21 protein-coding genes are annotated in these 21,373 nt (G+C 67.0%); 14 read left to right on the forward strand and 7 right to left on the reverse strand.

Features of this window, described 5'->3' with window-relative positions:
• The first annotated feature begins 44 nt into the window (after positions 1 to 44).
• The 3 genes from GRX31_RS22630 (at position 45) to GRX31_RS22640 (ending at position 1,890) form a co-directional block, all read left to right on the forward strand.
• Positions 45 to 698, forward strand: a complete 654-nt coding sequence (locus GRX31_RS22630) for a cytochrome b/b6 domain-containing protein (RefSeq protein ID WP_160854929.1) — start codon at positions 45 to 47, stop codon at positions 696 to 698.
• Entirely contained in the window at positions 695 to 1,486 is a 792-nt protein-coding gene (locus tag GRX31_RS22635; protein WP_160854930.1) for a molybdopterin-dependent oxidoreductase, read from the forward strand. The genes GRX31_RS22630 and GRX31_RS22635 overlap by 4 nt, the downstream gene beginning before the upstream one ends.
• Positions 1,487 to 1,590: 104 nt before the next feature.
• The gene (locus GRX31_RS22640; RefSeq protein WP_016448119.1) at positions 1,591 to 1,890 is read left to right on the forward strand and encodes a pentapeptide MXKDX repeat protein; all 300 of its coding nucleotides are present in this window, start codon (positions 1,591 to 1,593) and stop codon (positions 1,888 to 1,890) included.
• 141 nt (positions 1,891 to 2,031) lie between these two features.
• Here GRX31_RS22640 and infA read toward each other — a convergent pair whose 3' ends face one another.
• On the reverse strand, positions 2,032 to 2,298 hold the full coding sequence (infA, locus tag GRX31_RS22645) for a translation initiation factor IF-1 (protein ID WP_016448120.1): 267 nt from the start codon (positions 2,296 to 2,298) through the stop codon (positions 2,032 to 2,034).
• A 489-nt stretch (positions 2,299 to 2,787) separates the two neighbouring features.
• A complete protein-coding gene (locus tag GRX31_RS22650; RefSeq protein WP_160854932.1) occupies positions 2,788 to 4,176 on the reverse strand; it encodes a GntP family permease in 1,389 nt (462 codons plus the stop codon).
• A gap of 235 nt (positions 4,177 to 4,411) precedes the next feature.
• Between GRX31_RS22650 and GRX31_RS22655 the strand changes: the two genes are divergently transcribed.
• The 8 genes from GRX31_RS22655 (at position 4,412) to GRX31_RS22690 (ending at position 11,535) form a co-directional block, all read left to right on the forward strand.
• Complete coding sequence (locus GRX31_RS22655; protein WP_337193975.1) at positions 4,412 to 5,125, forward strand: nucleotidyltransferase domain-containing protein; 714 nt, start codon at positions 4,412 to 4,414, stop codon at positions 5,123 to 5,125.
• 126 nt (positions 5,126 to 5,251) lie between these two features.
• A complete protein-coding gene (locus GRX31_RS22660; RefSeq protein ID WP_160854936.1) occupies positions 5,252 to 6,241 on the forward strand; it encodes a LacI family DNA-binding transcriptional regulator in 990 nt (329 codons plus the stop codon).
• A gap of 79 nt (positions 6,242 to 6,320) precedes the next feature.
• Entirely contained in the window at positions 6,321 to 7,346 is a 1,026-nt protein-coding gene (locus GRX31_RS22665; RefSeq protein ID WP_017407209.1) for an ABC transporter substrate-binding protein, read from the forward strand.
• Positions 7,343 to 8,200, forward strand: a complete 858-nt coding sequence (locus tag GRX31_RS22670) for an ABC transporter permease (protein WP_160854938.1) — start codon at positions 7,343 to 7,345, stop codon at positions 8,198 to 8,200. The genes GRX31_RS22665 and GRX31_RS22670 overlap by 4 nt, the downstream gene beginning before the upstream one ends.
• Before the next feature lie 2 nt (positions 8,201 to 8,202).
• The gene (locus tag GRX31_RS22675) at positions 8,203 to 9,000 is read left to right on the forward strand and encodes an ABC transporter permease (RefSeq protein WP_202396684.1); all 798 of its coding nucleotides are present in this window, start codon (positions 8,203 to 8,205) and stop codon (positions 8,998 to 9,000) included.
• A complete protein-coding gene (locus tag GRX31_RS22680; protein WP_016448130.1) occupies positions 8,990 to 10,051 on the forward strand; it encodes an ABC transporter ATP-binding protein in 1,062 nt (353 codons plus the stop codon). Before GRX31_RS22675 ends, GRX31_RS22680 begins: the two co-directional genes overlap by 11 nt.
• The gene (locus GRX31_RS22685) at positions 10,038 to 10,898 is read left to right on the forward strand and encodes a phosphodiesterase (RefSeq protein ID WP_160854940.1); all 861 of its coding nucleotides are present in this window, start codon (positions 10,038 to 10,040) and stop codon (positions 10,896 to 10,898) included. The genes GRX31_RS22680 and GRX31_RS22685 overlap by 14 nt, the downstream gene beginning before the upstream one ends.
• Before the next feature lie 46 nt (positions 10,899 to 10,944).
• Complete coding sequence (locus tag GRX31_RS22690) at positions 10,945 to 11,535, forward strand: HD domain-containing protein (protein WP_016448132.1); 591 nt, start codon at positions 10,945 to 10,947, stop codon at positions 11,533 to 11,535.
• A 25-nt stretch (positions 11,536 to 11,560) separates the two neighbouring features.
• On the opposite strand, the gene GRX31_RS22695 is transcribed toward GRX31_RS22690, so the two are convergent.
• On the reverse strand, positions 11,561 to 12,790 hold the full coding sequence (locus GRX31_RS22695; protein WP_160854941.1) for a DUF11 domain-containing protein: 1,230 nt from the start codon (positions 12,788 to 12,790) through the stop codon (positions 11,561 to 11,563).
• A 332-nt stretch (positions 12,791 to 13,122) separates the two neighbouring features.
• The gene (locus GRX31_RS22700) at positions 13,123 to 13,608 is read right to left on the reverse strand and encodes a winged helix-turn-helix transcriptional regulator (RefSeq protein ID WP_016448134.1); all 486 of its coding nucleotides are present in this window, start codon (positions 13,606 to 13,608) and stop codon (positions 13,123 to 13,125) included.
• A 114-nt stretch (positions 13,609 to 13,722) separates the two neighbouring features.
• On the opposite strand from GRX31_RS22700, the gene GRX31_RS22705 reads away from it, so the two are divergent.
• Positions 13,723 to 15,021, forward strand: coding sequence for a D-amino acid dehydrogenase (locus GRX31_RS22705; RefSeq protein WP_016448135.1), 1,299 nt, complete (start codon positions 13,723 to 13,725; stop codon positions 15,019 to 15,021).
• 57 nt (positions 15,022 to 15,078) lie between these two features.
• Here the strand turns inward: GRX31_RS22705 and GRX31_RS22710 are convergent, their stop codons facing one another.
• Positions 15,079 to 15,975: a LysR family transcriptional regulator gene (locus GRX31_RS22710; RefSeq protein WP_013802902.1), complete on the reverse strand. Its 897-nt coding sequence runs from the start codon at positions 15,973 to 15,975 to the stop codon at positions 15,079 to 15,081.
• Positions 15,976 to 16,125: 150 nt separating this feature from the next.
• Here GRX31_RS22710 and GRX31_RS22715 point away from each other — a divergent pair, with 150 nt between their 5' ends.
• Both GRX31_RS22715 and GRX31_RS22720 read left to right on the forward strand, forming a co-directional pair.
• Positions 16,126 to 17,448: an arylsulfatase gene (locus tag GRX31_RS22715; protein ID WP_016448136.1), complete on the forward strand. Its 1,323-nt coding sequence runs from the start codon at positions 16,126 to 16,128 to the stop codon at positions 17,446 to 17,448.
• The gene (locus GRX31_RS22720; RefSeq protein ID WP_047328102.1) at positions 17,445 to 18,467 is read left to right on the forward strand and encodes a tripartite tricarboxylate transporter substrate binding protein; all 1,023 of its coding nucleotides are present in this window, start codon (positions 17,445 to 17,447) and stop codon (positions 18,465 to 18,467) included. Before GRX31_RS22715 ends, GRX31_RS22720 begins: the two co-directional genes overlap by 4 nt.
• 58 nt (positions 18,468 to 18,525) lie before the next feature.
• On the opposite strand, the gene GRX31_RS22725 is transcribed toward GRX31_RS22720, so the two are convergent.
• On the reverse strand, positions 18,526 to 19,233 hold the full coding sequence (locus GRX31_RS22725; protein ID WP_126311921.1) for a DUF4198 domain-containing protein: 708 nt from the start codon (positions 19,231 to 19,233) through the stop codon (positions 18,526 to 18,528).
• A gap of 26 nt (positions 19,234 to 19,259) precedes the next feature.
• On the reverse strand, positions 19,260 to 21,323 hold the full coding sequence (locus GRX31_RS22730) for a TonB-dependent receptor (RefSeq protein WP_160854943.1): 2,064 nt from the start codon (positions 21,321 to 21,323) through the stop codon (positions 19,260 to 19,262).
• Between the last annotated feature and the right edge of the window lie 50 nt (positions 21,324 to 21,373).

Here is a 21,373-nt window from a genome sequence, read left to right on the forward strand (position 1 = left end):
AATTGAAGTTTGCGTGATACATCCGCTACAGGGTCCCTCCAACAATGGGACCTATGAACACCGCCCTCATCACCCCTCAACCGGCACAGCCCCAGGATGGCCAGCGCATCCACCCGCTGTGGCTGCGCCTCACGCATTGGCTCAATGCGCTGGCCGTGGTCATCCTGGTGACCAGCGGCTGGCGCATCTACAACGCGGCGCCGTTCTTTGATTTCACCTTTCCGGGCTCGATCACTCTGGGCGGCTGGCTGGGCGGGGCGCTGCAATGGCATTTCGCGGCCATGTGGCTGCTGGTGTTCAACGGGCTGCTGTACCTGCTGCTCAACATCGCCAGCGGCCGGTGGCTGCGCAAGTTCTTTCCCATCACGGTGCAGGGCGTGCGGCAGGACCTGGTGTCCGCCCTCAAGGGCCGGCTCTCGCATGCCGACCCGGCCCGCTACAACCATGTGCAAAAGCTGGCCTACCTGTTCGTGGTGCTGGACCTGGTGGTGATCGTGCTGTCGGGCCTGGTGCTCTGGAAGTCGGTGCAGTTCCCGCTGCTGCGCGAGCTGCTGGGCGGCTATGAGTCCGCAAGGCGCGTGCACTTCTTCGGCATGGCTGCGCTGGTCGCCTTTGTGGTGGTGCACCTGGCAATGGTCGCCCTGGTGCCCCGGACCTTCCTGACCATGATCCACGGCCGTGCGCCCAAGACACCATGAAAATCTTCAAAGCCCCTTCCCTGCCCGGCGTCGATGGCGAGGCCGTGGTGCACGAGGCACGCTCGCTGATCGCCCGCAAGCTGGACCAGCCCGCACGCCGCGCCTTCTTGCAGCGCTCGCTGACGCTGGGCGGCCTGTCCCTGCTCACGGGCTGCAGCATCAGCGATGACAGCCACGTCGAGGCCGCGCTCAGCCAGGTATCGCGCTTCAACGACCGCGTGCAGGGCCTGCTGTTCAGCCCCACGCGGCTGGCGCCCACCTATTCAGCAGCCGAGATCACGCGCCCCTTCCCCTTCAATGCCTACTACGGCGAGGACGAGGTGCGCGAGGTGGACGAGGCCAGCTGGCGCCTGGAAGTGACCGGCATGGTCGCCGATCGCCATGCCTGGAGCCTGGCCGAGCTGCGCGCCATGCCGCAGGAAGAACAGATCACGCGCCATATCTGCGTGGAGGGCTGGAGCGCCATAGGCCGCTGGGGCGGCGTGCGTTTCGCCGATTTCCTGCGCCATATAGGCGCCGACACCAGCGCCAAGTACGTCGGCTTCAAGTGCGTGGACGACTACTTCACCAGTATCGACATGGCCACGGCCCTGCATCCGCAGACGCTGATGGCATTGACTTACGACGGGCAGCCCCTGCCGCCCAAATATGGCTTTCCGATGAAGCTTCGCATGCCCACCAAGCTGGGCTACAAGAACCCGAAGCACGTCCAGGCCATGTTCGTCACCAACACCTACTCCGGCGGCTACTGGGAAGACCAGGGCTACAACTGGTTCGGAGGCAGCTGAGCGGCCTCACAAGCCGCTGTGCCGCCAACGAAGGTGCGAGGCCGGGCCATGCAAGGCCGGCCGATTGTGCAACCTGCAAACCGCTAATCCAAAGGAAGACTCAAATGACCAAGTTCACCACCACCGTGCTCGCCGCCTGCCTCGCCCTGGCCGGCGCCACCTCGGCATTCGCTGCGGATGAGATGTCCAAGGACGGCATGTCCAAGGGCGCAATGACCAAGGATTCCATGTCCAAGGATGGGATGAAGAAGGACTCCATGTCCAAGGACGGGATGAAGAAGGATTCCATGTCCAAGGATGGAATGAAGAAGGACTCCATGCACAAGGACGGCATGCACAAGGATGGCATGTCCAAGGACGCAATGAAGAAGGACTCCATGGGCAAGGACGGAATGTCCAAGTAAGCCGGGGAACTCGCCTGTCCCGGCCGATGCCGCCCGGGCGGCCGGGCTGGCGGGGCTGCCGGCCATGGGACCAGGCGCAAAGCCGGGTCCTTTCTGTGCACCCCCCATGCCCGCTCCGAGGCAAGAGCGGGCTGGCAGACCTCAGCGGCGCTGGGGTGGGCGCTGGCCCGGGGCGCCGCCGGAGCGTTGCTCAATATGACGGAACGTGAGACGGCCCTTGTTCAGGTCATAGGGCGACATCTCGAGCGTGACCTTGTCGCCGGCCAGCACGCGGATGCGGTGCTTGCGCATTTTTCCGCCGGTATAGGCGATGAGCTGGTGGCCGTTTTCCAGCGTTACGCGGAAGCGGGAATCAGGCAGCACTTCGTCTACCCGGCCTTGCATTTCGATCAGTTCTTCTTTAGCCAATGGGACTCCTGTGAGTACATGTTGAAAGGGGTGCGTCGCCGCAAGTTGCCGGTGCAGCACCATGCTGCGGCCTTGGGCCAGCGCAGGATGACCGCCGCACACAGGCAGCGGATCATCGGAAAAAAGGGAAAGAGGCCCCTGCAGGTGGCAGGGAGAGTGCGGGCCCGGGGAAGGGTGTTGGACCCGCGTGGTGCTCGCCGATGGGAGTGACAGTTGCGGACTTCGTCACAGTGGGCGGCCAACGGCAGTCCGGGGACTGCAAGAATGTCAGACGGGCACTGAGGAGGCGAACAACAAGGACAGCACCTCCAGCAGTATAGGTCAATTGCCGGACCCGCGTTGAAGCGGCGCCGGGTACCGCACCTGTAAGGGGCGGCATTTTCCCTGCCGCGACTGGGGCAATTCGCAGTCGAACCGGAAGAAGTGCACTGCCTTGGTGGTTGCCGCGGCATCGAAGCGGCCGCCGTCGGCCCGCCTCATGCCTTTCACCTATCCCAGCTTGGGCAGCAGGTTGAACAGCAGCACCATCAGCAGGCCCACAAAGGACACGATGGACTGCACCACGGTAATGGTCTTGGTGGCCTCGCCCATGCTCATGCCGAAGGACTCCTTCACCATCCAGAAGCCCGCGTGGTTGGCATAGTTGAAGAACAGCGAGCCGCAGCCGATGGCCAGCGCCAGCAGCGGCACGTTCAGCGAAGGATCGGAGGCCGCCAGCGGCGCCAGCAGGCCAGCCGCGCCGACGATGCCCACGGTGGCCGAGCCGGTGGACACCGACAGCAGCATGGCGATCATCCAGCCCAGCACCAGCGGAGGCAGGGCGAACTGCTGGGTCATGTGGACGATGGCATCGCCCACCTTGGCGCTGGTCAGGATCTGCTGGAACGCACCGCCGCCCGCAATGATGAGCATGATGCCGGCGATGGGCTTGAGGCTCTGGCCCAGCGCGTCGCGCAGCTTCTCTGCATCGGCGCCGCGCAGATAGCCCAGGGTGATGGAGGCAAACACCACGCCCAGCAGCATGGCCACCAGCGGATTGCCCAGGAAGGCCGCCGCATGCAGCAGGCCCGAATCCTTGGGCAACAGCACCTCGGCCAGCGCATGCACCAGCATCAGCAGCGCGGGCAGCAAGGCGCACAGCACGCCCATGCCGATGCTGGGCGCACTGCCCTCCCCGCCTTCCTTCTTGCCTGATGTGAACTGCTCCAGCAGGGCTGCATCGGGGCGCGTACTCATGCGCGGCGTGATGAAGGCGCCGTACAGCGGGCCGCCCAGCACCATGGCGGGGATCACGGCCAGAAAGCCGTACAGCATGGTCGGGCCGACCGTGGTGTGCAGCGTGGCAATGGCGGTGAGCGGGCCGGGGTGCGGCGGCACCATGCCGTGCATGGCGGCCAGCGCGGCGATCACGGGCACGCCCACATAGACATAGGCCGATCCCTTGAAGCGCTCATTGCTTTCCAGCTTGCGCGCCACGCTGAAGATCAGCGGCAGCATGACCACCAGCCCCACCTCGAAGAACATGGGAATGCCGATCACGAAGGCCACCAGGGTCATGGCCCAGGGAATCATGCGCTCGGACGTGCGCTGCAGGATGGCACCGGCCAGCCGCTCGGTGGTGCCGGAGTCCGCCAGGATCTTGCCCAGCATCGCGCCCAGGGCAATCACCACACCCACCGCGCCCAGCGTCTTGCCCGCCCCGTTGGTGAGGTTCTTGACGATCTCGCCCGGCGCCATGCCCGTGGCAAAGCCCACGCCGATGGAAACCACCAGCAGCGCCAGCAGGGGATGAAGACGGACGCGCGAGACGATCAGCGCGACCAGGACCAGCACGCTGGCCAGCGCGATGAGCAGCAGTTGGGTATCGAATGAAGACATAGGAGGCTTGGAGTTGTGTTTTTATGATGGACGCCCGCACGCTGGGATGCATGCGGTTTCCAATCGCTGCAAATCCTATGCCTGACCCTGAAGGGGACCTGTAGGCTCCAGGCTTGTTCGCAGGAGACTGGCTCAGAGCCGTGCCTCCCGTTCCACTACTGCAAGACCAATGAACAACCTCGGCTCCGCTGGCACTCTCGAAGTCTTTATCAGAGCCCCCATCCAGCCGGAATTTGTGGATTTGGTGGCAGATGCGCGCGCATCGATCGCCAGCGCCCTCGGCGAGGCGCTGGACAGCCTCTACCTGTATGGCAGCGTGGCGCGCGGCTGCGCAAGGGCGGGCTTCTCGGACTTGGACCTGACGGTGGTGCTGGTGCGCTCCCTTAGTGGACAGGAGAGCGCCCGGCTGGAGCAGTTGCGCCAGGACCTGCAACTACGTCACACAGAAGTCGTGAAGATCGATTTCGACCTGGGCACTCGGCAAGAGGTGCTGGACCCGGCCCATCTCTACAGCTGGGGCTACTGGCTCAAGCATGAGTGCCGCTGCATCCATGGAGAAGACCTGGCGCAGCAGTTTGAGGCGTTCGAGCCGTCCAGGGCGATTGCACAAGCCGTCAATGGTGACTACGTGCAGGTGCTGAACGACTACCTGCAGCGCATTGCCGGAACCCGGGACGACATGGAGGCCCTGCGCCTGCAACGCGAAGCCGCACGCAAGCTGATCCGGGCCACCAATGTGCTGCGCCCCTGCTCAGGGGGCTTCTGGCCGCGCACGCTGGAGGAGTTCGCCGATTGCTTTGCGCAGCTCCATCCGGAAATGGCGCAGTCCATGGCTTTCTTTCTGGCGCAGGCAAGGACGCCCGAGGCACCCAGAGCTCGTTTCAACGCAGAGCTTTCGGCCTTCATCAGCTGGATTCGGCGCCAGCGGGCTGCATCTACGGCAGTCTAGGTACCGGGCAACGCCAGGGCCCAAGCCGCCAAACGCCTGGCTGCCACAAAAGCTTCACTCCTCCGTCACCGCACCGTCACGCGCAGCGGGTGCAATGTAAACGTTTTCAAGAAATCGTTTACATCCATGAGCATCACCGAGGTTGCACGCCGCGCGGGCCTGTCCGTCGCCACTGTTTCGCGGGTTTTCAATTCGCCGGAGGTGGTCAATGCGCAAACGCGCAGCACGGTGCTGCGTGTGGCGCAGGAAGTGGGCTATGTGGCCAATGCCAGCGCCCGCACGCTGCGCACGCGCAGCAGCAAGGTGCTGGGCGTGGTGCTGCCCACGCTCACCAATCCGGTGTTTGCCGAGTGCCTGCAGGGCATTGCCTCACAGGCGGCGCTGCGCGGCTATGCGATTTCGCCTTGCACCACCGAATACGACCACGCCGGTGAAGACGCGGCCACCACGCGGCTGCTGGCCAGCGGGGTGGATGCGCTGGTGCTGGTGGTCTCCAACCCTGGCGATTCGGCGGCGCTGGCGCGTGTGCGCCAGGCCGGCAAGCCCTATGTGCTGGCCTATCACCACACCCATGAGCATGCCTGCGTGGGCGTGGACAACACGGGCGCGGTCAGGGAGCTGGTGCTGCGCCTGGCTGCGGCAGGCCACAGCCGCATCGGCATGGTCACGGGCCAGTTGCGCGCGTCCGACCGCGCCCAGCAGCGCTGCCGTGGCTATGCGCTGGGCATGCAGGCCGCAGGCCTGTCGCCGCTGCCCGCCTGGGAGGTGCCCTTTGCTGCCACCGCCGTGCAGATGCTGCAGCAGCACCTGAGCGAGCAGGCCCCGCCCACGGCCATTGTCTGCAGCAACGATCTGCTGGCGATACGCACCATCCGCGCGGCATCGCTGGCCGGGTTCTCCGTGCCTGCGGACCTGAGCGTGGTCGGCTTTGACGGGATTGCCATGGCCGGCGATCTCACGCCTTCGCTGGCCTCGATTTCCCAGCCCAACCACGAGATCGGCTCGGCCTGCGTGCGCCTGCTGTGCGATGCGCTGGCGGGCAAGAAAACCCTGGCCGCGCAGGACAGCCTGTGCCTGCCGCATGGCTGGCGCAGCGGCGAGTCCTGCCGGCTCTAAAACCAACAACAGCGGCCCGCGCAAGCCAAGGCCGCGCCCTTCCCTTCCCCACGCTCCCCCACCTCTTCGAGTACGCACCATGAAACTGACTGCCCTCCCCTTCAAGCTCTCCTTCAAGCGCCTTGCCTTGCTGGCCGCCACCACTGCCGTCTGCGGAACGGCCCTTGCCCAGAGCGCCATCTGCTACAACTGCCCGCCCGAATGGGCCGACTGGGGCACGCAGATCAAGGCCATCAAGGCCGATACCGGTATCACCGTGCCGCCCGACAACAAGAACTCCGGCCAGTCGCTGGCCCAGCTGGTGGCCGAGAAGGCCAGCCCCGTGGCCGATGTGACCTACCTGGGCGTGACTTTCGCCATCCAGGCGCAGAAAGACGGCGTGGTCGCCGCCTACAAGCCCGCCCACTGGGACCAGGTTCCCGCCGGCCTCAAGGACCCCAAGGGCGAGTGGGTGACCATCCATTCGGGCACGCTGGGCTTCATGGTCAACAAGGCGGCGCTGGGCGGCAAGCCCGTGCCGCAGTCCTGGGCAGACCTGCTCAAGCCCGAATACAAAGGCCTGGTGGGCTACCTGGACCCGGCCTCGGCCTTCGTGGGCTATGTGGGCGCCGTGGCCGTGAACCAGGCCATGGGCGGCACGCTGGACAACTTCCAGCCCGCCATCGACTACTTCAAGAAGCTGCAGAAGAACGAGCCCATCGTGCCCAAGCAGACCTCGTATGCGCGCCTGCTGTCGGGCGAGATCGGCATCCTGCTGGACTACGACTTCAACGCCTACCGCGCCCGCTACAAGGACAAGGCCGACGTGGACTTCGTGATCCCCAAGGAAGGCACCGTGGTCATGCCCTATGTGATGAGCCTGGTGAACAAGGCGCCGCACACGGACAACGGCAAGAAGGTGCTGGACTATGTGCTGTCCGACAAGGGCCAGTCCATCTGGGCCAACGCCTACCTGCGCCCCGTGCGCGACGTGGCCCTGCCCAAGGAGGTGGCCGGCCATTTCCTGCCCGCCAGCGAGTACGCACGCGCCACCTCGGTGGACTACCAGAAGATGGCGGATGTGCAAAAGGGCTTCTCCACGCGCTACCTGCGTGAAGTGCGTTGAGCCGGGCGGACTGCATCGTGGGCATTCCCTCCCAAGCGCCAGGCGACTGGCGCGCCCGCGCGCTGCTGCTGGCCTGCAGCGCGCCGGCCGTGGCCTTCTTCGCGGCGTTCTGGCTGCTGCCGGCCGGCCTGCTGCTGGCGCTGCCGGCGCGTGAAGGCTGGCGCACCTATTTCGCCACGCTGACCGACGCGCTGTACCTGCAAAGCCTGCTGCAGACGCTGGCCCTGTCGCTGGCCGTGACCGTGGCCACGCTGCTGGTCGGCGCGGTGATGGGCATTGCGCTGGCGCGCCACCGCTTCACGGGGCGCGGCCTGCTGCTGTCGCTGCTGACGCTGCCGCTGTCGTTTCCGGGCGTGATCATCGGCTTTTTCATCATCCTGCTGGGCGGGCGCCAGGGCGCGCTGGCCGACCTGTCGGTGGCCCTGGGCGGCGAGCGGATCACCTTCGCCTACGGGCTGCTGGGCCTGTTCCTGGGCTACCTGTACTTCTCGCTGCCGCGCGCCATTGCCTCCTACACGGCAGCGGCCGAGGCGCTGGACCCGCACCTGGAAGAGGCCGCGCGCTCGCTGGGCGGCAATGGCTGGAGCGTGGCGCGCGATGTGTGGTGGCCGCAGCTGCTGCCCACCACGCTGGCCTGCGGCGCCATCGTGTTCGCCACGTCGGTCGGCGCCTTCGGCACGGCCTTCACCCTGTCGAGCAAGTTCGAGGTGCTGCCCATCACCATCTACAACGAGTTCACCAACTACGCCAACTTTGCCCTGGCCGCCAGCCTGTCGATCAGCCTGGGGCTGATCACCTGGCTGGTGCTGTGGCTGTCGCGGCGCTGGGCGGGTCCCGCCGCCACAGGAGTCTGACCATGCGGACCACACAAAAAATGCCACCGCTGATGTGGCTGGTGACCGCCACCGTCGCCCTGTTCATGCTGGCGCCCATGCTGCTGTCGGTGCTGGCCGGGCTGGTGCAGAACTACGGCCAGGGCCTGTCCAGCGGATTGACCACGCGCTGGCTGGCCGAGGTCTGGGCCGGCTACGGCAATACCGTGCTGATGTCGCTGCTGCTGGCCTGCGCCTGCGTGGCCATGACCTTGGTGCTGGGCGTGCCCTGCGCCTATGCGCTGGCGCGCAGCCGCTCGCCCTGGGCCCGGCATTTCGAGGAACTGCTGACCCTGCCCGTGGCCATTCCGGGCCTGGCCAGCGCCCTGGCCCTGCTGCTGGCCTATGGCAGCGTGGCCGCCTTCCGCCAGAGCTTTGCCTTCATCCTGGTGGGCCATGTGGTGTTCACCCTGCCCTTCATGGTGCGCATGGTGGGCTCGGCACTGCGCCGCCAGGAGCTGGTGGCGCTGGAGGAGGCAGCGCGCAGCCTGGGCGCCTCGTTCGCGCAGCGCTTCCTGGGCGTGCTGGTGCCTGCCGTGCTGCCTGCCATCGTGGCTGCCTGCCTGATGGTGTTCACCCTGTCCATGGGCGAGTTCAACCTGACCTGGATGCTGCACACGCCGCTGACGCGCACCCTGCCCGTGGGCCTGGCCGACAGCTATGCGTCCATGCGCATCGAGGTGGGCTCGGCCTATACCCTCATCTTCCTCATCGTCATCCTGCCCGTGATGTGGCTGCTGCAGGCGCTGGGGCATTTCATCGAGAAGCATTATGGAAAGTAACAGCGTCGCCATCGACATCCGGCAATGCGCCAAGACCTATGCCGACGGAACGCGCGGCCTGCAGGCCACCGACCTGCGCGTGGAGCCCGGCGAGGTGCTGGCCCTGCTGGGACCCTCGGGCTGCGGCAAGACCACGCTGCTGCGCATCATCGCGGGGCTGGAGACGCCGGACGCGGGCAGCCGCATCGCCTTCGGCGACACCGACGTCACCCGCGTGCCCATAGAAAAGCGCCAGGTGGGCATGGTGTTCCAGCACTACGCGCTGTTCCCGCAGATGAGCGTGCAGGCCAACATAGCCTACGGCCTGCGCATACGCGGCGTGTCCGAGCAGGAGCAGCGCCGCGTGGTGGGCGAACTGGTGGACCTGGTGCGCCTGAACGGCCTGGAGCACAAGCGCCCGGCCGAACTGTCCGGCGGCCAGCGCCAGCGCGTGGCCCTGGCCCGCGCCGTGGCATCGCGGCCGCGCGTGCTGCTGCTGGACGAGCCGCTGACCGCGCTGGACGCCAAGCTCAAGGAAACCCTGCGCGACGAGCTGGCACAGCTGCTGCGCCAGCTGCGCATCACCGCCGTCCACGTCACGCACGACCAGCAGGAGGCCATGGCCATTGCCGACCGCATGGCCGTCATGCAGGCAGGCCGCATTCTGCAGGTGGGCGACGGTGAGAGCCTGTACCGCCGACCGGCCCATCCCTTTGTCGCCACCTTCCTGGGGCGCGTGAACCAGGTCGAACGCAGCGAAGACGATGCGCGCAGCAACCGGCTGGCGCTGGCCGGCATGGAGCTGGCCTGCCCGGCCGAATGCACGGGCGCGGCCCGGCTGCTGCTGCGCCCTGAAGACATCGAGGTCTGCGCCGCCGGCACGCCGGGCGCCGTGCCCGCATCGGTGGCGCGCCGCGTCTTCCTGGGCGACCGCCTGCAGCTCACGCTGGAGCTGGCGGGCCACACGCCGCTGATGGCCGACGTGGCCCGCGACCACGCCGCGCAATCGGGCGACCGCGTGGCCTTGCGCATCGCCCCCCACCAATGGATGCCCAACCATGCCCACGCCTGAAACCCTGCGCACTTCCATGACCACCTTCCTGGCCCAGCTCACCGACCTGCACATCCGCGAACCCGGCCGCCTGACCTACCGCCGCATCGATACCGCCCAATACCTGGAGCGCACGGTGCAAAGCGTGCTGACCCTGCCCCAGCAGCCGCACGCCCTGGTGATCACCGGCGACCTGACCGACTTCGGCCGGCCTGCCGAATACGCCCACCTGCGCAGCCTGCTGGCACCGCTGGGCACCCTGCCCGTCTACCTGCTGCCCGGCAACCACGATGACCGCAACGCGCTGCGCACCGCCTTTCCCGAGCACACCTGGCTGCGCAGCGAAGGCTTCATCCAGTACGCCGTGGACATTGGCGCGCTGCGGCTGATCGCGCTGGACACCGTGGTGCCCGGCCACAGCGAGGGCACCCTGTGCGAGAAGCGCCTGCAATGGCTGGAGCTGCAACTGGCCGCCAGCGAAGGCCGCCCCGTGGTCATCGCCATGCACCACCCGCCCTTCGAGACCCTGATAGGCCACATGGACAAGATCGGCCTGCTGCAGGGTGCACAGGCGCTGGAAGACCTGGTGCGCCGCCACCCCAACGTGCAGCGCGTCATCTGCGGCCACCTGCACCGCAGCATCCAGGTCGCCTTTGGCGGCACGGTGGCCATGACCTCGCCTGCGCCCGCCCACCAGGTCTGCCTGGACCTGGCGCCCGACGCCGCATCGGCCTGGACGCTGGAGCCGCCCGGCTTCATGCTGCACGCCCTGCCGCCCGGCGGCCGGCTGGTCAGCCATGCCGTAGCCAGCGGCCAGTTTGACGGCCCGCACCCGTTCTGGGATGCGCAGGGGCGGCTGATCGACTGAGCCCGGACGCGCGCGGCCCTGGTGAAAGCCGACGAGAATATCCGCCATGGATATCAACAACATCAAGGGCCGCCTGGACTTCCTGCGCGAGGCGGAAAAGCTCAAGAGCGTGCTGCGCAGCGCCCACACCTCCACCGGCCGCACCGAAAGCACGGCCGAGCACAGCTGGCGCCTGTGCCTGATGGCCATCGCCTTCGAGGACCAGTTCGCACAGCTGGACATGCTCAAGCTGCTCAAGCTGTGCGTGATCCACGACCTGGGCGAGGCCATCCACGGCGACATCCCCGCTGTGGAAAAGAACCAGCACCCCGACAAGAGCGCGCAGGAAAAGGCCGACCTGCTGCACCTGACCCGCTCGCTGCAGCCCGGGCACCGCGACGCCATCATGGCCCTGTGGCAGGAGTACGAAGACGCCGCCACCCCCGAGGCCCGTGCCGTCAAGGCCCTGGACAAGCTGGAGACCATCCTGCAGCACAACCAGGGGATCAATCCGCAGGATTTCGACTACGGCTTCAACCTGGGCTACGGCAGGAAGTACACGGGCGCCGATCCTCTGTTCGCCCAGGTGCGCAGCCTGCTCGACGAGGACACGCGCCAGAAAATGGGCGCCGCCGCGCAGGACGCCAGCGCGACCTAGCTGCGCCAGCGCCCCTGTGGCCGCGTCAGCGGCCCGCGCCGACCCGCTGGCGCCGCCCCAGCCCCATCCATCCGATGGCTGCGGCCAGCAGGCTCAGGACCGCAAGGGCTGTGTGCTGCAGCGTCGGCACGGGGGTCACCTGTCCACCGCCGGGGAAAGCTGCCACCGTATTGATGGACGCGGAAGCCATGCACGGCACCGTTCCCACGACCTGCCCTGCTTGCATGCACTGCACCGACGGGTCCCCGGCATCCACGGTGGCCACATTGGTAATGGTTGCGGGCGCCGGGTTGGACACGCTGGCCATCACGGTGAAAACCAGCGAGTCTCCTGCCGCGAACACGGGCACCGTGACCGCCAGCGATCCGGAGCCTGACGCCACGGGACATGGCGTGCTGGCGCCGGGCGTACAGGTCCAGGTGGCGCGCTCCAGGCCGGCAGGCAGGCTGTCGGCAATCTGCGCCTGGGTGGCGGCCACGGTCCCCGTATTCCTGACGGTGATGGTGTAGAGCACCTCCTGCCCCGCCTGCACCTGGCCTGCGGGCGAGATGCTGTGGGTCAACGACAGGGCAGGATGCACGGCCTCCCTGTGCCAGGACATGACGTTCTGGTTTTGCACGGGCGCCCCGGTCCACGCAACGGACACGCCGTTGTCGGGCATCTCATAGGTCCCCAGACAGGTGTCGCTCTCACCCGAATGGCTGACCTGCTGGGATGTTTCCGAGAACAGGGAAGCGCACATCGCGTTGTTCACGGCCGCCACCTGTTCCGTGGCCATTTCAAACCGGCTGAGCATATCCACATCATTGGGAGATCCACCCGGGCCAACGCCATTGATGGAGCGGTGCGGATTGTTTTCCGTCAGCCAGCGTTGAAGGTGGATTCTGTTTCTCACGATATTGGACCCACTGTCCGTGGAAACCCTGAATATGAATGCGCGCACATCCGGGTCGTCACTGCTGTAGGTGGTCAATCCGTCCGAGAAACTATAGGAAGTCACCAGCGCCCTTATTTCGCTCTCGTCCAGGTCGGGCTGCAAGGGTGCGGCCGTTTCAAACCAGCCGGCCAGGCGGGCGGTCCTCGGAAAATCCTGGCATGAGCCGTGAGGCCCCAGTGGACAAGCCGTGCGATCCTGGAAATCCGAGTAGGAGGTTCTCATCTCCCCGAAGTAACGCGTCACTTGCGCGCTGGCGGGTGGGCAGGCCGAGATTGCTGCACCGGCCATCAAGGCAGCCATGAGGGCGTGATTTTTCATAGAACTCCCAGCGATAGATAGATTTGAGCTATCAAGTTATCACTGGCATTGAACTTTAAAAATCACCAATCCCAAAAATTCACCATTCAATGACAAATATTTGCAATACCGCCATTGGAATGGAACTCCAAGTTGTCGTCCTGCCTACTTTTCAACGGAGAGCGCCGATGAATGCGGAACTCCATAACAACCGATCTGCCGTCCGATATCCATTTGGATGGGATCGCACAATACCCCATTTGAATCAAATCTATTGTGACAAAAGTTTCAAACAGTAAATAACAATAAGGAATGGGGGTAGATCCGACCCTGGAACACCGAGGACGGCTCCCTCACCGATCCACAGGCAGCGCCAGCGTCTCCTTGACCTCCTCCATCACCACATAGCTGTGCGACTCGGCCGGCACGGGCAGTTTCTTGAGGATGTCGCCCAGCAGGCGGCGGTACTCGCGCATGCCGCCCAGGCGGGCCTTGACCAGGTAGTCGAAGCTGCCCGAGACCAGGAAGCACTCCAGCACGTCGGGCACGTGCAGCAGTTCCTGGCGCACCTTGTCGAAGACCTCGCCCGACTTGGACGACAGCTTGATCTCCACGAACACCAGCAGCGTCTTGCCCAGCGCCTCGGGCGACAGATGGGCGTGGTAGCCGGTGATCACGCCATCGCGCTCCAGGCGGCGCACGCGCTCCGAACAGGGCGTGGCCGAGAGGCTGACCTGCTCGGCCAGTTCGGTCATGGAGATGCGGCCGTCGCGCTGCAGGATGTCGAGGATCTTGCGGTCGGTGCGGTCGAGCACGCGGTTTTCACTTCTGGCGGCCATGGCGGTGCTTCCCGGGGATGATCAATCACTGGAGAGTATCAATATTTCAGTGATTTCCACTGCCTCATCGTCAATAGACTTTGATTTCATCTTGTTGACCTGGCGGTAAATCCCATGAAAGTCCTTGTTCTTGGCGGCGGTGTCATCGGCGTGACCAGTGCGTACTACCTGGCGCGGGCCGGTGCCGAGGTCACGGTGCTGGACCGGCAGGATGCGCCCGCGTCCGAAACCAGCTTTGCCAACGCGGGCCAGGTCTCGCCCGGCTACTCCACGCCCTGGGCGGCGCCCGGCATTCCGCTCAAGGCCCTGAAGTGGATGCTGCAGGAACACGCGCCGCTGGCCGTGCGCCTGGACGGCAGCCTGTTCCAGCTGCGCTGGATGGCGCAGATGCTGCGCAACTGCTCTGCCCAGCGCTACGCCGTCAACAAGGAACGCATGATGCGTGTGGCCGAGTACAGCCGCAGCTGCCTGCAGCAGCTGCGCGCCGACACCGGCATCGCCTACGAGCAGCGCACGGGCGGAACGCTGCAGCTGTTCCGCACCCAGGCCCAGCTGGACGCCGTGGAGCGCGATGTGGCCGTGCTGCGCGAATGCGCCGTGCCCTACGAACTGCTGGACCGCGACCAGCTGGCCCAGGTGGAACCCGCGCTGGCCCAGGCGCGCGACCGGCTGACCGGCGGCCTGCGCCTGCCCAAGGACGAGACCGGCGACTGCCACCGCTTCACCAATGAATTGGCCCGCATCGCCACCGGCCTGGGCGTGGAGTTGCGCTTCAACCAGAACGTGGATGGCCTGGTGGTCGAAGGCGGCCGCATTGCCGGCGTGCGCGTCAATGGCGAACTGCTGACCGCCGACCGCTACGTGATGGCCTTCGGCAGCTACTCGCGCCAGGCGCTGGAGCCGCTGGGGCTGGACCTGCCCGTCTACCCCGTCAAGGGCTATTCGCTCACCGTGCCGCTGGGCAACCCGGCGCTGGCGCCGCAGTCCACGGTGCTGGACGAGACCTACAAGATTGCCGTCACCCGTTTTGACGACCGCATCCGCGTGGGCGGCATGGCCGAACTGGGCGGCTTCGACCTGCGCCTGGACCCGCGCCGCCGCGCCACGCTGGAACTGGTGGTCAACGACCTGTTCCCGGGCGGCGACGTGGCGCGCGCCAGCTTCTGGACCGGGCTGCGGCCCATGACGCCGGACGGCACGCCCATCATCGGCGCCACGCGCTACTCCAACCTGTTCCTGAACACCGGCCACGGCACGCTGGGCTGGACCATGGCCTGCGGCTCGGGCCGGCTGATCGCCGACCTGATCACCGGCCGCAGCCCCGAAATCAGCACCGACGGCCTGGCCCTGGACCGCTACACGCACCGGCCGGCCCGGCACCTGGGGGGCAGCTCCACGCCCGTCTCTGCCTGAGCGCAAGACACCTTGAACATCTGAGGCCAGCCTGCACCGGCCCTGCGTTACGGGCCGCTACCCCAGCGTCAGGTCCCGCAGCGCGGACATCAGCGGCGACCAATGGGCCTTGGGGTGGCTGATGAGAAGCCAGCTGCGGCGCGTGCGCAGCTCGGGGATGGGCAGGGACTGCAGGCGCTCGGGATTGCTGCGCAGCACATGGCTGGGCACGTAGCACAGCAGATCGGTCTGGCCCACGATGTCGATGGTGGCCTCGGTGTTGTGCTGGATCTCCAGGGCCACGGTGGGCGCGCCCAGGCCCTGGGCCGCGAAGGCCTCGTCCACCACCTTGCGCACGGCGGCGCCCGGTGCCGGCAAGGCCCAGGAGTAGCCCTGCAAATGCCCGAACCTCAGGCCCTGCTCCAGCGCCAGCTGGAACAGCGGGTGGCGCGGCCGTGCGGCGGCCCATAGCTCGTCCTCGCCAATGACCACCTGGGCGCAGCGCGTGGCATGGCCCGGGTAGGACGGCACCACGGCCAAGTCCAGGCTGCCGTCGAGCAGCGCGCGCTCCAAGTCGTCGGACTTACCCACGGTCAGCCGCACGCGCAGGCCGGGGCGGCGGCGCAGCAACTCGGCCACGGCCCGGGTGGCGCGGCTTTCCGAGGTGGCCTGCGTGAAGCCCAGGCGGATCAGGCCCACATGCTGGGCCTGGATGTCGCTGGCGGCGCGCATCGTCTCCTCATGCCGCAGCACCAGTTGACGCGCAGGCTCCATGAACAGCTGGCCGCTGCTGGTCAGCGCCACGCCATGCGTTCCGCGCGTGAACAGGGCCGCTCCCACCCCCTGCTCCACGCGGCGCACGATCTTGGAGACGGCCGGCTGGGTCAGTTGCAGGGCAGCGGCCGCACGCCCGAAATGGCCATGCTCAGCCACGGCCAGAAAGCAGGCCAGCTCGTTATAGGCAAATCCCGTCATGCCATTCCTTGTCAACGAAGAAAAACGAGAAAGCTTGCTACCTTGCCGAGCAAAGCCATTCCAGATGTGCATCGATTTTCGCTGGTTTGGTTATCACCAAGACAGGGCTTGTGGCTAGAGTTTTGGCATGGAAACTTTTTGAGCCACATCATGAACCCACCAAATATCGTGCTCATCGTCGCGGACAACCTGGGCTGGGGCGAGCTGGGCTGCTACGGCGGCGGTGCGCTGCGCGGCGCGCCCACTCCGCGCATCGACCAGCTGGCCTGCGAGGGACTGCTGCTGCAGAACTTCAACGTGGAAAGCGACTGCGTGCCCACGCGCTCGGCCCTGATGACGGGGCGCCATCCCATCCGCACGGGTGCCCTGCAATCGGTGCCGGCCGGGCTGCCACAGGGCCTGACGCGCGGCGAGACCACGCTGGCCCAGCTGCTGTCGGCCCAGGGATATGCCACGGCGCATTTCGGCAAATGGCATCTGGGGGACATTCCGGGGCGTTATCCCTCGGACCGGGGTTTCGACGAGTGGTACGGCATTCCCCGCACCACGGACGAAAGCCAGTTCACCGCGACCACGGGCTACGACCCCCTGGTGGCGCCCCTGCCCCACATCATGGAAGGCCGCGCGGGCGCGCCCTCGGACGATGTCAAGGTCTACGACCTAGAATCGCGGCGCAACATCGATGCCGAGCTGGTGGAGCGCTCGCTGGACTTCATGCGCCGCAACCACGCCCGGGACCGCCGCTTCTTTCTGTACCTGCCCCTGGTGCACCTGCACTTTCCCACGCTGCCGCATGCGGATTTCGCGGGCCGCACCGGCCAGGGCGACTTTGCCGACTCCATGGTGGAGATGGACCATCGCGTGGGCCAGATCTCGGACGAGATCGACCGGCTCGGCCTGCGCGAGGACACCCTGTTCATCTTCTGCAGCGACAACGGCCCCGAGTTCCGCCAGCCCTACCGCGGCACGGCCGGCCCCTGGCGCGGCACCTACCACACGGCCATGGAGGGCAGCCTGCGCGTGCCCTTCATCGCACGCTGGCCGGGCCGCATCCAGGCCGGGCGCACCAGCAATGAAATCATGCACGTGACCGACATCTTCTCCACCCTGGCGGCGGTGGCGGGCGCCGCCATGCCACAGGACCGGCCCATCGACGGCCTGGACCAGACGGCCTTCCTGCTGGGCGAGCCCCGGTCCGCGCGCGAGGGCTTTCTCTTCTACATCAAGGACCAGCTGCGGGCCGCGAAGTGGCGCGACTGGAAGCTGCATTTCTACTGGGAGCCCGAGGTCAACGAGAGCAAGGGCAAGCTGGAGTCACCCTACCTGTTCAACATCGTGCGCGATCCCAAGGAGGAGCATGACGTGCTGATCTTCAACACCTGGGTGCTCAACCCCATGCTGACCATGGTCCAGCGCTTCAACGAAAGCTGCAAGGCACACCCCAACACCGCGCCCGGCGCCCCCGACCAATGACCTGCGCACCCCTACCCGCCCCGCAGGCCAGCGGCCGCCTGCCGACCACCCGCCGCCATGCACTGCGCCCCCTGGCCGCCGCAGCCCTGCTGGCCCTTGCACTGCCCACGGCCCGCGCGGCCGAGCCGGCGGCGCACGCGCCGCAGGGCAAGCCCATCACCTGGATCGTGGGCTTTGCGCCCGGCGGCAGCCTGGACGTGCTGACCCGCCATGTGGCCCGGCAACTGGAGGCCAGGGCCGGTGTCAGCGTGGTGGTGGAGAACCGGCCGGGCGCCTCGGGCGCGATCAGCCTGCAGGCGGCAGCCAAGGCGCCTGCCGATGGCCTGACCCTGGTCTCCGTGCCCGGACCGCAGCTGTCCGGCCCACGCCAGCCCGAGGTGGGCCGCGAGCTGACCGCCGTGGCCGTGATGGCCCGGGGCGCCATGGTGCTGGTGGGCCCTGCCCCGGGTGCGGCCGGCAGCCTGGGCGAACTGGTAGCCGCCATGAAAGCCAAACCGGGCCAATGGAGCTACGCCAGTTCGGGCACGGGCACCTCCCAGCATCTGGCGGGCGAACTGCTCAACGCCCTGGCGGCCACCAGCATGGTGCATGTGCCGTACAAGGGCGGCGGCCAGGCCGTGACCGATGTGGTGGGCGGGCAGATCCCCCTGGCCATGCTGGGCGTGACGCCCGTGCTGCCGCACATCCAGTCGGGCCGGCTGAAGGCCTATGCCGTGACCAGCGCCACGCGCATAGACAGCCTGCCTGATGTACCGACCATGCGCGAGGCCGGCGTGCCCGGCTACGAGGCCACCCAGTGGTATGCCGTGGCCGTGCCATCCGGCACGCCCCCCGAGCGGCTGGCCCAGCTCAACCAATGGATCAACCAGGCCATACAGTCGCCCGAGCTGCGCCCCACGCTGCAGGCCGCCGGGGCCGTGGCCACGCCCATGTCCCTGTCCGAGATCCAGCGCTTCATGTCCCAGGACAACGCCAAGTGGAAGAAGCTGGCTGCAGACCGGCGCCTGGCGCTGGACTGACCCCACAACGCCGGGCCACGCCAGGCCGGGCCACGCCGGACCGGGCCACCAGCCCCTTTCAATGCGCCGAGAACCCCAGCAGGTATTCGTAGCTGAGGCTGGTGGTGCGCGCATCGCCGGAGACAGGCAGCCGCACGATGGCCAGCAGCTGGTTGAGCCCGGCACGCGGCAGCACGGTCACCAGGCCGTCGGCATCGGTCTCCAGGGGCTCGCCCTTTTCTCCCAGCGACACGCGCACGCCGGCCCGGGGCTGGCCGCCCAGCAGCACCTGGAATTGCTGGGGCTCGCCCGCGTGGGGGGAGCGGCGGGTCTTGGCGATGATCTCCAGGGTCTGGCCCAGCTTCTCGCGGGTGACCGGGCCCCATTCGAGGATGGTCTTGTGGAACTTGAGCGCATGCACGCCGCTGGTGGCACCGGGGTTCTCGGTCATGGGCTTTTCGACCATCGGCCCCTCGCCCACGCGGCTGAAAAATCCGTTGTCGAAATGCGCGGCCAGCAGCGCGGCCTTGCGCGCCGGCGTGGCGCGGGCGCCGCCGGGCACGGGCTGCACGGCCACGTCGATGCGGCGGCCGCGCGTGTCGTAGGCCTCAACGCTCTTGAGCTTGCCGGCCGCAAAGTTCTCCAGCTTGCCCTCATGGCCGCCGAATTGCACGGTGTAGGCGCCGTCGGCGTCGGGCTCCAGCCAGACGTTGTGGGCCTGGGCCAGCGGTGCGCAGGCCAGCAGCGCAGCGAACGCTGCGGCGGCGAAGGGATGGCGGGCTGTCATGTACCTGTTTCTCATTTGGGGTTTCCTCAAAACTGCGTCTGCACGCCGACCTTGAGCGTGCGAGGCGCTCCGGGCGCGAACAGCGGCACACCGCGGATGACCGAGGCCGACGTGGCATAGGCCTTGTCCCCCAGGTTGGATACCACGGCGTAGATGCGGCTGCGCGCCGAAGGCAGGCGCCAGCTCAGGCCCAGGTCCCAGGTGGCGTAGCCGCCATAGAAGACGCTGTTGTCGGCGGTGACGGCATAGCGGCCCACGCGGCGCCAGGTGAGCGAGCCTTCCCACTGCGCCAGCGGGCGCCAGGCCAGGCCCACGGTGGCCGTCTGCCGGGGCACGCCGGCCACCTGGTTGCCGACCAGGGCCGGGTTGCCGTTCTCGGTCACGCGCGAATGGGCGCTGCCCCAGGCCACTTGCAAGTCCAGGTTCTTGCGCACGGCCCACAGCGCGCTGGCCTCCACGCCCGTGCGGCGCGTTGCGCCGAAGTTCTCATAGACGCCGGGCGCCACGCTGCGGATCTCGCCCGAGGACTGCAGCCTATAGGCGGCCACATCCAGCACCAGGCCCGGCATGGGCTTGATCTGCGCGCCCACTTCAGTCTGGCGGAAGATGTTGGGATCGAGCTGCGAGGCGCCCAGCGCGTACTTGGCGAAATCGCTGGCCAGCGCAAATCCTTCGGACCAGCTGGCGCGCAGCAGCACACCCGGCGCCACCTGCGAGCGCAGGCCCAGCTTGGGGCTGGCATGCGAGGTGCGCGCCAGCGGGCCGCAGGGGTCGCTGCCCGCCTCAGGGCCGTTGGGACGGCAGCCGCCCGTGAAGCGATCCCAGCGCAGGCCGGCGGACAGCTGCAGCAGTCGGTGAACGGGCGCATCCACCTCGGCAAAGGCCGAGAGGGTGTTGAGCCTGGAATTGCGGTCATCCAGGGCAGCGCCCGTGCGCTCGCGCCACTGCAGGCCGTCGTAGAACTGGTAGTCGGTGGACTCGCGCACGGCCTCCAGACCCGCCACCCAGTTGATCGGGGTCAGCGCCGTGGCATGGCGGCCATTGAGGCTGGTGCCTGCGCCGTAGACGGCGCGGTCATAGCTTTCCTCGCGCTGGCGCCACTGCAGTGCGTCGATGGGCCGGCTGAACCAGCGCGTGAAGCTTTGCTGCGTGGTGTAGGCATAGCCCAGCCAGGTCAGCCGTGGCGAGAGCGCGTACTGCACATCGGCGCGCAGCGTGGCGAAGTTCTTGCGCGTGCCATCGTTCATGGCGCGCGGATCGATGCCACGCGGATCGCGTGCGAACTGCCCCGCCGTCAGGTACGAAGGCGAGTCGCCCTCGCCGTGGTGCAGCCGTGCCGACAGCGCCACTTCCAGCTGTGACGAGAGCCGCTTGCTCCAGCGCAGGGATGCCGTGCTGCGCTGCATTTGCGACTGCGCGCGGAAACCGTCCGTGCGGTAGTGCTGGGCCGCCAGGTTCAGGAACTCGCCATCGCCCGGCTTCAGCCCCAGCGCCGCCTGAGCGTCCAGCGTGCCGTGCGAGGCCAGGCTCACGTCGGCCTCGCGGTAGGGGGTGTAGTCGCCCTGCTTGCGCGTCTCTATCGCCATCAGCCCTGCGCGGTTGAAGTTGCCGTACAGCGCCGACACCGGCCCCTTGTAGATGCTGATGCGCTCCATCTCCAGCGGCACGATGACGCCCAGGTCCACATAGCCGTCGGCATGCGACATGGCCTCGTTCAGTGGAATGCCGTCCAGCACCACGCCCACGTCGCCGCCGTGCCCGCCACCGCCGAAGCCGCGCATGACGATGGCGTCACCCACGCCGGACAGCTGGTAGTTCTGCACATTCATGCCCGGCACCTGGCGCAGCAGCTCCTGCGGATGGCTGACATGGGCGTTGGCGATGTCCTCGGCCTCGATCACGCTGGTGGTGTAGGCGGCCGAGGCGCCGCGCGCGGTCTGGCCCTTGACCTCGACAGGCTGCAGGCTGGCCGTGGCGTCGCCCGCCTGCTGTGCACCGACATGGGGAATGCAACCCAGGCCCAGCAGGCCAGCTGCTGCAATCTGGTGCACGGCAAGGCGCCGGGAAGGGGAATTCAGGGGATGTGTCATGCGTTTCCAGGAGTTGTATGAAGAAAAAAGCAAACTTCATACCGACCTGC

It is taken from the genome of Delftia sp. CH05, assembly GCF_009827015.1.
GTDB classification, from domain to species: Bacteria; Pseudomonadota; Gammaproteobacteria; order Burkholderiales; family Burkholderiaceae_C; genus Comamonas; species Comamonas tsuruhatensis.